Source organism: Iodobacter sp. (assembly GCF_025352645.1).
Classification (GTDB): Bacteria; Pseudomonadota; Gammaproteobacteria; order Burkholderiales; family Chitinibacteraceae; genus Iodobacter.
This window is the reverse complement of record NZ_JANXSO010000062.1, coordinates 1-11,931: the sequence shown is the minus strand read 5'-3', so window position 1 is coordinate 11,931 and position 11,931 is coordinate 1. Positions and strand designations below refer to the sequence as shown.

11 protein-coding genes are annotated in these 11,931 nt (G+C 48.8%); 5 read left to right on the top strand and 6 right to left on the bottom strand.

The genetic code is table 11. From position 1 onward, the window contains the following. The 6 genes from Q0R17_RS07835 to Q0R17_RS07810 form a co-directional block, all read right to left on the bottom strand. The coding region (locus Q0R17_RS07835; RefSeq protein ID WP_293933693.1) for a type VI secretion system tube protein Hcp at window positions 1-321 on the bottom strand (321 nt) is incomplete at its 3' end. A gap of 48 nt (window positions 322-369) precedes the next feature. Then, window positions 370-1,851, bottom strand: coding sequence for a type VI secretion system contractile sheath large subunit (tssC, locus tag Q0R17_RS07830; protein ID WP_130104843.1), 1,482 nt, complete (start codon window positions 1,849-1,851; stop codon window positions 370-372). A gap of 5 nt (window positions 1,852-1,856) precedes the next feature. After that, window positions 1,857-2,360 (bottom strand): type VI secretion system contractile sheath small subunit, encoded by a 504-nt coding sequence (tssB, locus tag Q0R17_RS07825; RefSeq protein ID WP_293933691.1) that lies wholly within the window; start codon window positions 2,358-2,360, stop codon window positions 1,857-1,859. Between the two features lie 42 nt (window positions 2,361-2,402). Then, entirely contained in the window at window positions 2,403-3,422 is a 1,020-nt protein-coding gene (gene tagF, locus Q0R17_RS07820) for a type VI secretion system-associated protein TagF (protein ID WP_293933689.1), read from the bottom strand. An 8-nt stretch (window positions 3,423-3,430) separates the two neighbouring features. Beyond that, complete coding sequence (gene tssM / locus Q0R17_RS07815) at window positions 3,431-7,234, bottom strand: type VI secretion system membrane subunit TssM (RefSeq protein WP_293933687.1); 3,804 nt, start codon at window positions 7,232-7,234, stop codon at window positions 3,431-3,433. Between the two features lie 35 nt (window positions 7,235-7,269). Beyond that, entirely contained in the window at window positions 7,270-8,127 is an 858-nt protein-coding gene (locus Q0R17_RS07810) for a M15 family metallopeptidase (RefSeq protein WP_293933685.1), read from the bottom strand. Window positions 8,128-8,338: 211 nt separating this feature from the next. Here Q0R17_RS07810 and tssJ point away from each other — a divergent pair, with 211 nt between their 5' ends. From tssJ to Q0R17_RS07785, 5 genes are all read left to right on the top strand, one after another. After that, the gene (gene tssJ, locus Q0R17_RS07805) at window positions 8,339-8,902 is read left to right on the top strand and encodes a type VI secretion system lipoprotein TssJ (protein ID WP_293933683.1); all 564 of its coding nucleotides are present in this window, start codon (window positions 8,339-8,341) and stop codon (window positions 8,900-8,902) included. A 79-nt stretch (window positions 8,903-8,981) separates the two neighbouring features. Next, window positions 8,982-10,331, top strand: a complete 1,350-nt coding sequence (tssK, locus tag Q0R17_RS07800) for a type VI secretion system baseplate subunit TssK (protein WP_293933681.1) — start codon at window positions 8,982-8,984, stop codon at window positions 10,329-10,331. Between the two features lie 9 nt (window positions 10,332-10,340). After that, window positions 10,341-11,036 carry a type IVB secretion system protein IcmH/DotU gene (gene icmH / locus Q0R17_RS07795; protein ID WP_293933679.1) on the top strand — a complete coding sequence of 232 codons (696 nt, stop codon included), beginning with the start codon at window positions 10,341-10,343 and terminating at the stop codon, window positions 11,034-11,036. Continuing rightward, window positions 11,036-11,521, top strand: coding sequence for a type VI secretion system baseplate subunit TssE (gene tssE / locus Q0R17_RS07790; protein WP_130104849.1), 486 nt, complete (start codon window positions 11,036-11,038; stop codon window positions 11,519-11,521). The genes icmH and tssE overlap by 1 nt, the downstream gene beginning before the upstream one ends. Before the next feature lie 14 nt (window positions 11,522-11,535). Then, window positions 11,536-11,931, top strand: a 396-nt coding sequence (locus Q0R17_RS07785; RefSeq protein WP_293933672.1) for a contractile injection system protein, VgrG/Pvc8 family, incomplete at its 3' end; no start/stop codon positions are given.

Sequence of the window (11,931 nt, the reverse complement as noted above, 5' to 3'; positions counted from 1 at the left end):
CAAAACTTGTTCCATTTTGATTTCCATGTACTTCACTTTGTCGCCACCGGAACGGCACAGTTCGATAGTGATATCTTTGATGTGCTTACCGGTGCAGCATGCTTCGTAGATCTTTGGGCTGGCTTTATCCAAGAAGTGAGTAATAACGTACTGAGCGTGGTTTACACGTTCAGCAGTTGCACCGCCGGCAGAGCTGGCAGTAGCCTGAGCTGGCTGCTCAATTTTGTGTGAGAAAGATTGGATTTCAATCCAGTCTTTATGCTTGTCATCTGTTGATTCGCCAGGGATACCATCAATTTTCAAGAATGCATCAAAAGCCATAATTCAGAACTCCTTTAGTTAAAAAATTTACTGCTACGCTTCACTGCATCAACGGGTTGGCTTAGGTAGCTCAGCCACTAGACGCAAGGAAATTGTGAGCTCATCGAGCTGAAAGTGTGGGCGCAAAAACGCGGCTGCACGGTAAACGCCTGGCTTGCCAGGTACTTCAACCACATCAACCCGCGCTTCACGCAATGGGTATTTCGCCTTGGCTTCTTGGCTGGCGGAATCATCAAGCAACACATACTGGGCAAGCCATGTGTTCAAGAAATCCTGCACATTTTGACGTGAAGCAAAACTACCAATCTTGTCGCGCATAATCGATTTCATATAATGCGCAATACGGGAAACTGAGAAAATATAAGGCAGCTGAGTCGATAAACGCGCATTGGCGTTGGCCGAATCAGTGTTATAGCTTTTCGCTTTTTGTGAAGACTGGCCGCTGAAAAACGCCGCGTAATCGGTGTTTTTGCAATGCACCAGCGAGATAAAGCCTAAATCAGACAAAAGCTTTTCAGTACGATCAGTTACAGCGACTTCGGTTGGGCATTTCAGTGCCACTTCGCCGTCATCTGTTTTAAAGGTATGCGCAGGCAAACCTTCTACCAAACCGCCGCCTTCTACACCGCGAATCGCAGCCAGCCAGCCGTATTCAGCAAAGGCCGCAGTCAGGCGGGCGGCGTAGGCGTAAGAGGCATTGGTCCACAAATATTTGCTGTGATCGGTGCCATCCACGTTTTCTTCAAAATCAAAGTCTTCAACTGGCACGGTATCGCGGCCATAAGGCAGGCGGCCCAATACGTGTGGCAATACCATACCTACATAACGCGAATCATCGGACTCACGGAATGCCTTCCACTTAGTGTATTCAACGGTATCAAAAATCTTAGCCAGATCACGTGGCTTACCGATATCGGTAAAGCTTTCTAGGCCAAATAAACCTGCACCGGCGGAAGTAATCAGTGGCGCGTGCGAGGCAGCGGCCACATGGGATAATTCTTCTAGCAGGTAGAAGTCTTCTGGGTGGCGGCCAAATTCAAAATCACCCACCAAGCCCGCATAAGGCGCGCCACCAAAGGTGCCGTATTCTTCTTCGTAAATTTTCTTAAACAAAGCGCTTTGGTCAAACTCTGCCGACGCTTTAAAGTCTTTTAGCAGGTCTTTCTTAGACGCATTCAGCACTTTGATTTTAAGCATGGTGCTGGTTTCTGATTCTGCGGTCAGATACTTCAGGCCGCGCCATGAGGACTCTAACTTCTGGAAATCAGCGTGGTGCATGATTTCATTTAGCTGTTCAGAAATCAGCGCATCAATTTCAGCAATACGCACGTCCATGCTGGCGCTTAAATCGCGCGAGATGGTGACCGTACCTGCCAACACCTGATCAACCAGCTCGCTGATTAGATCGCGGGTGCGATCTTTTTCTTGCTCATTGCTAGCAATCCGGCTGTTATCGATAATCGAGTCAAGTAGGCTGCTGGCCTCGCTATGCTCGGCAACGCCAGCTTCCTGCTTCTGTAGATCTGACATAGCAATTACTCCTCTGCAGAGGCTGGTCTAGCCTGGCTAATTTGATTTAATTTTTCGGTATCACGAACTACTTCATCCAGCAGTTCTTCCAGCTTGTCATTACCCACTACCTTATTACGCAGATCAGAAAGCCTTCTGCGTGCATCCAGTAGTTTTTTTAATGGCTCAACCTGGTTCACTACGTTTTGCGGTTCAAAATCGGCTAGCGATTCAAAGCTCAGCGAAACCGACATTTGCGAATCGTCGTCTTTCAGCTTATTGCTCACTTTCATTGCCAAGCTTGGTGCCATGCCTTTGAGTACATCGTCAAAATTATCGCGGTCAATTTGAATAAACTTGCGTTCTTTCAATTTGGCCTGCGGCGTATTGCCGGTGTAATCGCCTACTACGCCCAATACAAATGGCAGCTCTTTGTTTTCAATTGCGTCGCCGATTTCAACGTCATAAGTAATCTGAACGCGAGGAGGACGAACGCGCGATAGTTTTTTCTGTGTACTTTCCTTGCCCATGGCCATTCCTAAATAAATTAATTACACAATTTAAACACGGAACTAGCTAATTCCGTAAGTAATTTTGACGACAATTTCACGCAATTTTAATAAGGACAATGTAGGATCACTCAATTGCCTGCCTAAAATGTACGACGCTTCAGCATAAGACTGATGACTACGCCACGGCGATTGCAAATCACAAACATTAACCAACTGAAGTGGATCAATCATCTGCCCCCACAGCATAGTCAATTGTTTATCAGTAAACGGATTAAGCGCCAGCGCTAGATAACGAACCCCAGACTGATTCACAAATGCAAAGTGAATCTGATTCACCCCCTGAGCGTGAATGGCGGCCCGACATAATGACAACCAGACTGCCGCCCCTAAGATTTCTTCACCCGTCCCTGTAGGCAAAGGCAATAGAAACACTTGCGAAGCCATACTGCCGCCGTAACGACGTGCCAATTGCAGATAAAACGCAAAAGCCAGCAGGGTTGATTCAAGATCGCCCCTCTCGCATCGCTGCAATGCCTGTTCCAGCACGGTAGCGGGCGTGTTAGCCATATGCCTTTCTAGCAATTGTGCAGCAAGACCCAGATCAGCAACGGCCCGGCTGCTAAACGACATCTGATCTTCCATAAACTGCCGGCAAGCAATCATTTCTACCGAGTTATCTGCCGCGCTTTTAAGCTGATCTTTTAAACCAGAAAAGAACAGTTCATTAGCCAGCAAAAACTCGGCTTCATTGCCGGTCAGCACATCACTTGCAATACAGACACCAGCCACCAGTGGGTAATGGCGCACCGCCTCATCATGGCTGGGTAAAGCCACTCCCAGAAAAGCACCGCGTAAATCACGGCTGTGAAACAAAAACTCACTGGCGGGGGCCTGCATATAAGCATCCTGCCAGTCGGGCTGTAATGCCAGTATTTTCAGACTATCTGCAAATTTTTGATCGATATCTAAAGCAACGGGATGCGTAGCATTGATACGAATAAAATCAGCCCGCCGTGGCAATTTGCCAAAAATAGCGTATTGCAGTGGCAAGTCCTGAGCGCGTTTAAAATTATTTAGCATGGCATACCTTACATTGTCACACGGTCCGGCAACGAAAGCTTACGCAAACCCGACAACTGCAATGGGTTAACACCGCTGACGGCACGGAAATTAAAACGAACATATTCTGCTTCTCCAGCATCACCCTTGCGGATTTTCCAGCTCAGCGTTGCAGAGTCGCCGTCATGTTGTTCAAGCTGCGCTTGTGCCAGTAAACGCATCCAGCCCATGCGGCCCTGCTGATTACTGATCACGGCACTGGCCCCATTAAACGCAACCACTTGGATCCGTGCCCCCTGAGTATTGCCGTTACCTGGCCAGTTAAATGACTGCCATGGCTGCGGGCCGTTGCGATAACGCATTTCCTGCCCATCCACCTCAAACACAATTTCAGACAGGCCCGGCGTAGGAATAGGCTGCAATTCAAACTTAGCATTGGATGAATCCGCCAACTGGCTGGTAGCCAAGCTGCTTAAACGCCCCATACCAGAAAGAAAGGCCGGATTAAAACGAATGCCTAAATTAGCCCAGGTACGTGGCGTTAAACTATCGCCCTTTTGTGTCACCAAGCCATTTAGATACTTTTCAGTAAACTTATCTAAAGTGCCCTCTTTGGGTTTAACAAATTTAGCGATATCGGCCATAGGCGCTTCATTGGCTGAATCACTGAACGGGTATTTAGCCGATAAGCTTTTCCATTGCCCGTACACTTCTCTTTGCCATGCCTGATTTAAGTCATTTTCAACCGGCCCCAGTAACACAGCGTAGGTCTGAATTAATGGGCGAACCAGCATTGGGCGGATCATTTCACGGGTTTCAGGAGTGAGCGCACTCAGTAGCGAGTTATCAACCTGCTGCAAGGTATCTGCCAGCTCTGAACCACTACCGTTTAATGTTGCTTGCACCAGTGGGCGTGCCTGCGCACCCGGCTCATCACTGCTGGCAATTTGATTCATCTTGCCTTTTAGCTTACCCAACTGCTCAAGGTAAGCATTAATCGGCGCAGAGCCAGCTGAATCGGCCTGCACAAGACGAGTTACGCCAGCAAATTGCTTGCCCACCTCACCCAACTCCGCCGCATTTGCAGCAGCAGGCTGATTGCTGCCTTTTAACAGTGCGGTGGTTTTTTCCAGCACCGATTGCTTAGCGTTTTCTAGCTTGCGAGATAACTCTGAAGGGTTATCCCATGCCGTTTCAAATGCGGCACGCGCCAAAATCAGCTTCACTGGCGAGTTTTGCATATCAGCAAGTTGCGCTACCGCATTACCAGCAAAAGCAATATTGTTGAAATCACGAATCACCACGCCTTGCAGGAATTTCTTCCATTCAGCGGCGTACTCAACTCGATACAGCGCTTCCAGATCATTGCGATTTTTTTCAATATTACCGTCTGTTCCTAGGTTGTCCTGCACTGAAGAGGCCAGTACCCAGTCATCGCTTTTAACTTCGCCCTTACTGGCTTCGTCAATCGCATTACGAACAAACTTGTCCCAAGCTTCGCGGGTAAAGGCACCGGCCACCATCTGGCTACCTGCAATCACGTCGCTATTTTTGTTACTTAAAATACGTGGCACGGTGAGCGGTGCAAAACGCGTATTTGCACGAGCTTTAATTTCGTTATAAACCCGCTCTGTGGCGCTTAAACGCTTTAGCGATGCACGCAATACTTCACGCGCAGCGTTAACAGTTCTTTCATCGTTGGTAATTAAAGGCAGGTCAGGCTCTTTAATCTGGCTCACATAAAAAGCCACTAATCGCTCTGCCGCAGCCATTACTTCTTCGTTACTGCGATTACCACGATTGGCTTCCAACCAGCTACGCCAGTAACGTGGGATCTGATCCGTCAAATGCGCTTCGTCCATACGGGCACGATCGTGCAGCATCAGATAAGTCTTGAGCGCGTTATAACCCTGATCCAGCTTAGGCTGAGCATTGCCCGCAGGAACTTCTGCCGTTTTTACGGTAAGAGCGGTTGCGCGTTGTGGAATCTGCCACATACCCAATTGGATATTCGGCAAGCCTTTTTTATGCGGTGCCGGAGCACGTTTTTTGACCGGCTCAGGTGCTGGAGTCGGAGCTGGCGTAGGCACAGGAGTCGGGGTTGGCTCTGGTTTTTTCTCTACTTGCACAGGCGCGGCCGGAGCAGGAGTAGGTGCAGGCTCTGCAACTTGATTAGAAGCCAACTGAGTCAGCGATGTTTCAAGACTCTTTTTAACCGGCACCAGCATGGATTCTTGCAAGCCAGCAAAGTATTCCTTACGCAGCGCGACTTCTAGCTCTCTACCCTGATACAGGCCCAACCCCACTTGCCATGGGTGACCTTCTTTACGATAAGACTGCAACTCTTCAATGCGTTTTTGCAGCACACCCAGCGCCATTAACTTGTCATACAGCTCGCCTGAGGATGCTAGTTTTTTAGCCGCAACCCGCTCACTCGCCACATTAGCCATTAGTTTTTGGTTGCCGATATAAGACCATGTCCAAAGCCCTGCGCAAAGCGCCAGCGCAGACAGACCAGCCAACATACCAACCAGACGCCAGCGGCTACCCGCCGGACGAGTCTGACGTGAAACCAAATGCTGATCGGGAAAAACCACTTCCCTAAATAGATCACGCAGGAAGTAGCTATAAGAGGCCGGGACTTGGCGGGCATCAAAGCCTGGGCGGCTTAGATCAAATTGCTTAGATACATGCGTTGCCGCCCCAATTCTTGGGATGCCTTCTTGCAAAGCACTAGAGAAATAAAAGCCGCGCAGCAAAGGACGAGCGTGATAAGGGTCTTCTTCTTGCAGCAGTTTTACAAACTTAGTAACGGCTTCTTTTAAGGCATGAAATTCAATCGGGAACGCAAAGAAAGCAGGCTTATTCAGATTGCCGCGATGCTCTGCCAGCTTCTCCTCACCGATTTGCACAAGGCCACGGTACATGGCATCAAATTGCGTACTTACAACCTGGCTAGCATCAAAGCTTGTGCCCTGCTCAGCACTCAGCGTTGCACCCCATACGCGGTGACGCTCTTCTTCTGGCATTTCTTCAAAAAATTGTGAGAAACCGCCTAACAAATCAAGCTTGGTAAAAATCAGATAAATTGGCACTTGCAGACCAAAGGTCGCTTCAATTTCATGGATGCGTTCACGAATCTGCTTTGCATAGAGCGCAAAACCTTCTGAATGATGCTGAGCCAATTCTGGCAAGCTGATCGTGACTAAAATCCCGTTAACCGGCGCTTTAGAGCGATGACGCTTGAGCAGCTTTAAAAACTCTAGCCACTCAACGCGGTCTTCGGATTGCGTAGCGTAACGGCCAGCGGTGTCTAGCAATACGCCTTCGGTAGAGAAAAACCAATCACAGTTACGGGTTCCGCCCACACCTTGCACACCCGCTTTATCGCTAAAGGGAAAAGTCAGGCCAGATTGTAAAATGGCCGAGCTTTTACCTGCCGCAGGATGGCCGATAATCATATACCAAGGCAATTCATACAAAGCAGCATTGCCACGCGACTTGCCCATTTGCGAGGTTTTAAGCGTATCAATCGCGCCCAGCATGCGCTGGCGCAGCAGATTCACTTCAGCGCGTTTATCTACACTGGCACCAATCACCGCATCGTCAGCCTGCTTAAGCAGCATCTTTTCAATTAAGCCACCAGCCCGGTTAGCAATTATTTTGCCAACCATCAGGGTAAAGACCCAAAGCAACATCACAGCGAAGATCCAGCCAAAGCGGACTTCAGCCGTTTTCAGACCAAACCAAGGCCCTAAAAACCAGATCAAACCGATCAGGATCAAAAACCCGATGGCTGATGTGACTTTGGCGTTACGCAGCCAATGTTTCATGAAAATGAATCTCCATACCAATTGAAATCTTGCATTTACTTACTTCGCATCAAAGCAGCCAGCGAGCCTGCTTTTTCAATATGCCCATAGTCTTTAAATGACCAAACTCCGCCCCAAGTTAAACCTGCAGCAACCGCTTCTTCCCCAAGCGCCTGATAGGCTTCAAACGCCCACTTGTCGCGCTCAGAAATAATAATTTTCCCATCTTTCATGGGTGCCAAATCCACAGCTAAACCATATTGATGTTTGCTTTGTCCACCCTTAGCCTTGGTCACCACATTAACTTGCGTCGCCAAGCCATCTTGTCTTTCAGGGCTTCGATACCCTTCCAGCAAGGCCATCGGATAACCACGTTCATTCATTTTTTTCATGACCAGCAGAACAACCTGCACAAAGTGAGGATCTAACTTGCTCCAATCACGATCTGCTGTCGCGATACCAGGCCGGGCAGCAATCGCAGCTGCACTAATAAATATTTCTGGCGGTAAAGCAGGTGGAGGCTCAAGCTTTGCCTCAGTAAATGTCCCTTGTATATGAGCGACCTGGCTGTATTCCTTAGGCAGGAAAGGTGCAATAACATGCAAAGAATTAAAATGAAGCGTTATCCCAACCACCAGCAAAACTAAAAACAAGCTCGCCAGAGGCAATAGCACCCGCTTTATTTTTTTACTTTCAAAAGGAGATGGTTTTATTGAAAAATCCTCTGCAGGAGGATTAGGTAAAATACTTACAACATCTTTTCTCTTCTTTTTTGTTGCAGCCACACAACCTAGGTCATTTACCTTATTTTCATCATTAACCTCTTTAAACCGAGGCACGTAGACAAAAAACCGCCATCCAACCCAAACCAAAGTAAAAAATATTGCTATTAAAATCAGGTAGATAGCCAACAAAACAATAACTCCAAATACTTACTAGCCCGTTATTCTACATTTAAGCAAAGCAAAAGCATAACTCATAAGTGAATTTTATCAAGCGGCCATATTCCCCATGCACTCATGCATTTCTCGTGTTATATATCTCTACTTAAAATGTGGCGAGAGGCGAATCAGTCGTTTCAGCATTTAGCCAATTTCAAACGTTTTCTTAAAAAATACAAGCCATATGCAGATCAATTTAATCAAGAAACACGCCCAGCAATTTATGGCGATATCATGCGCACTCCTTCTTGGCGCGTGTGCCAGCAGCGGCCCTAAGCCATTTAAAATTCATGGCGAAGCGGACCCCTCCTTGAATAGAGACAGCAGTGGCAAACCTTTGTCATTGGTCCTACGCCTCTACCAACTTAAAACACCGGATGAATTTAACCGCATGACTTTTGATTCACTGGTCAGCGGCAAAACCGACGCAGAGTTACTCGGCACATCCATGTTGTCGCATAATGAATTTATGCTACTACCGGGCAAATCGCTAGGTTTTGACGACAAAATTGCCGAGGAAACCAAATACGTCGGCATTGTTGGTTTCTTCCGCAAGCCTGACCCGCAATTCTGGCGTGTCTTAGTGAGCGCTGAAGATATCCGCGACGCCAAAGAGCTGAGCTTTAAAGCCCAAGACTGCTTCTTGCAAGTGATTCAGCCCAAAACTCAGCCAATACCAGGCCAGCCTGCCGTGTTTAAAGCAGACTGCGGCTTTGCACTTAAAAAAGCAGCGCCAAAAACTAAATAACACCCCCTGTTATGACTAATAGCTTGCACTGCAGACGCTGGGGCGCTGCAGACGAGAGCCAAGCCGGAGTAATCTATCAATGTTGAAAGCCAAACGCGTCTTATGGGGCGAAGGAATGTTCCTTCGCCCTCAGCACTTCCAGCAACAATCCTTATTGCAGGACTATCAGCAAGCAGAAACCCGCCAGTTGCTCAGCCGCCATAGCTGGGGTCTGCAAAAATTTCAGATCGATGAAGTGGCCCTAAGGGGCGGACAGGTTAGGCTGGATTCGCTTTCGCTGTTATTCAGAGACGGCTGCTTATTTCAGGCACCGCAATGTGAGCCCCTCCCCCTCTCCCGTGATTTAAACGACATCCCAGGATTAGGCGTAAGCACAACGCTCTACGCTTGCTTGTCTGAGCTGCAGCCCTATGGCGGCAACACACAAAACAATGACAATCAAGCATCGCGTTCCACCCGTTTCAGAAACGCCAGCCACGGCGTGGCCGATTTATTTACCCAAGCACTAGAGGCCGACTTAACCACGCTGGAGCTAGATGTTCGCCTGATGGTGGATGAGGAAAACCGCGATGGTTATGAATCAGTACCGCTAGGGCGGCTATCCAAAGATGCCACTGGACAGTGGTCGGTTAGCAAGGGCTTTTACCCGCCATCGACCACCGTCAGCGCCATTCCTGAGCTCAGCCAAAATCTGCGCCGTTTGCTGGATATTTTGCTGGTTAAAAGCCAAGCATTAGCAGGTGCTCACCGCGAGCGCGCTAAAAATGTCATGGAATACGGCACTACCGATATTGCCTCGTTTTGGCTGCTGCATACGGTAAACCGCAACTTTGCCCGCATCAATCACTTGGTAAAGTGTGAGCCACTTCACCCTGAAGAGTTGTATCGCGCTCTAGCCGAGTTTTGTGGCGAATTACAGACATTTTCATCGGTTTACACACTGGCCGATATTCCCGTCTACAGCCATGAATCCTTGCATGATTCTTTGATTGTGCTGGATACACAAATCCGTGAATTGCTCGATACCGTGATTTCTGCACGTTATGCAGTGATCCCGCTCACATCACCTAAACCGTCCTTCCATATTGGCCGACTAGAAAGCGATCGTTTCCTCGACAATGTCGACTTCTACCTGTCGATTCAAAGCGAGCAGCCTGCTTCAGCCATTATTGAAACCGTGCCACTCAAGTTCAAAATTGGCGCACCCGATGATGTAGATAAGATTTTAAACTCGGCCATGCGCGGGGTCAGTATTTCTTATGCAACACAAACGCCTTCTGCGATTCCGATCCGCGTGGGCAATCACTATTTTGCATTTGAGCCTCGCGGCGAGATTTATCAACGCATGCTGCAGTCGCGCAGTATTTGTATTTACATCCCTCAATCGCTATCTGATTTAAAACTTGAGCTAATTGCCGTATTTCGCTGAGATTAAACAATGAACCAAGCCACCACCACCGAAGCCCATCCACTGGCCGTTGCCAAACCGGCAGCCCCCAGCTTGCGCGAATTACTTGAAGACGGCGTTTACCTGCTGTTTTTACTGAAAGATGGTAATGCACCTAGCAGTGCCGCCGAATTTAACCGCCGTGTTGATCACTTTCTTGCACAATTTGAAAAAAACTCCCGCAACTTTGGCAAAGAAGTAGCGGGTATTGCCGAGGCTAAATATGCATTTTGTGCACTGATGGATGAAATTATTCTTTCATCAGAATTCAGCCTACGCGAAGAATGGGAACGTATGCCGCTACAGCTGCGCATTTTTGGTGAGCATCTAGCGGGTGAAGGCTTTTTTGACCGTTTGGAAGTGCTGCGCCGCGATCCAAACAATAATTTTGAAGCAATGGAAGTGTTCCATACCTGCCTGCTATTGGGTTTTCAGGGTAAGTATTTGCTGGAAGGCCAAGAAAAACTGGGCTACTTAACCGCTCGTGTCGGTCAGGAAATTCAGCAGGTGCGCGGCGGCAAGGCCGAATTCGCGCCCAACTGGAAGCTCCCACAGCGCTTTCAAGCTTTTGTAAGGCATGAATTACCGCTCTGGCTATACTTTGCGCTACTGGCACTGGTTGGCGCAGGGCTTTTCATTGCCTACCGCTTACTGCTGACGCAGGAAATTAGCAAAGTTCTTGGCTAATGAGTACGCCTCGCCGCCAGACACTCACCCTGCCATCCGTGCTGGATCGTCTGCTAGACGATGAACCCGATATCAGCCGCGCCTCTTCTGCCATGCTCTACGAGCTGCCGCAGTTTAGGCGGGCGCTGGCGCGTGATTTAGAGTCGCTACTTAACACCCGCATTATGGATATGCCCGAGTTATTTGAGCTCTACCCCATGGCCAGCGAATCCATGCTGCAATTTGGCATTCCTGATTTATCTGGCATTAGCCTGCTGAACCCAGACGATAGGGAAATGCTACGGGAACGCCTTCGCCGCGCCATTGAGCGGCACGAGCCAAGGCTGATTCGGGTACGCATCAGCCTTGACGCGCCTAGAGAGCTAGAACGCCATCTGCGTTTTAGGGTGGATGCCGTTTTAAAAGTTCATCCGCATCGCCCGCCAGTGAGCTTTGACGCCACTTTGCAGCTTTCCTCTAATGTTTACCGCATTCAAGATCGTTAACCGGAAAGCCCCTTATGGATTTCACCCAGCTCCTCGCCTCCTTCGCCGCGGCCTTTAATCAAGATAATCGCCTTATTAGCTTGCAACTGGGCGATGGCTCGGCTTGGGGTGAGCAGCTTTTACCGCAGCGTATTAGCGGCCGCGAGGGGGTTAGCCAAGCCTACCGCTATCAGTTGGATTGCCTCTCACCAGATGGCGCTTTAGAGCTCAAATCTTTGCTGGGCCTGCCGGTGGTGGTCTCGATCAGCACCGCAGAGGGTGGGTTAATTGAGCGCTGCGGGGTGGTTTCGCAGGCGGCGCTGGCAGGCTCGGATGGCGGCTTTGCCCGCTACCATTTAAGTATTGAGCCGCCTTTTGCTCTGCTTAGATATCGCAGTACCTCACGGGTGTTTCAAGATTTAAGCGTTCCA

What these genes read in the sequence shown, in the direction of transcription:
- tssC (WP_130104843.1), bottom strand. Translation starts at nt 1,851, where the DNA reads ATGTCAGATCTACAGAAGCAGGAAGCTGGCGTTGCCGAGCATAGCGAG.
- tssB (WP_293933691.1), bottom strand. Translation starts at nt 2,360, where the DNA reads ATGGGCAAGGAAAGTACACAGAAAAAACTATCGCGCGTTCGTCCTCCT.
- tagF (WP_293933689.1), bottom strand. Translation starts at nt 3,422, where the DNA reads ATGCTAAATAATTTTAAACGCGCTCAGGACTTGCCACTGCAATACGCT.
- tssM (WP_293933687.1), bottom strand. Translation starts at nt 7,234, where the DNA reads ATGAAACATTGGCTGCGTAACGCCAAAGTCACATCAGCCATCGGGTTT.
- tssJ (WP_293933683.1), top strand. Translation starts at nt 8,339, where the DNA reads ATGCAGATCAATTTAATCAAGAAACACGCCCAGCAATTTATGGCGATA.
- tssK (WP_293933681.1), top strand. Translation starts at nt 8,982, where the DNA reads ATGTTGAAAGCCAAACGCGTCTTATGGGGCGAAGGAATGTTCCTTCGC.
- icmH (WP_293933679.1), top strand. Translation starts at nt 10,341, where the DNA reads ATGAACCAAGCCACCACCACCGAAGCCCATCCACTGGCCGTTGCCAAA.
- tssE (WP_130104849.1), top strand. Translation starts at nt 11,036, where the DNA reads ATGAGTACGCCTCGCCGCCAGACACTCACCCTGCCATCCGTGCTGGAT.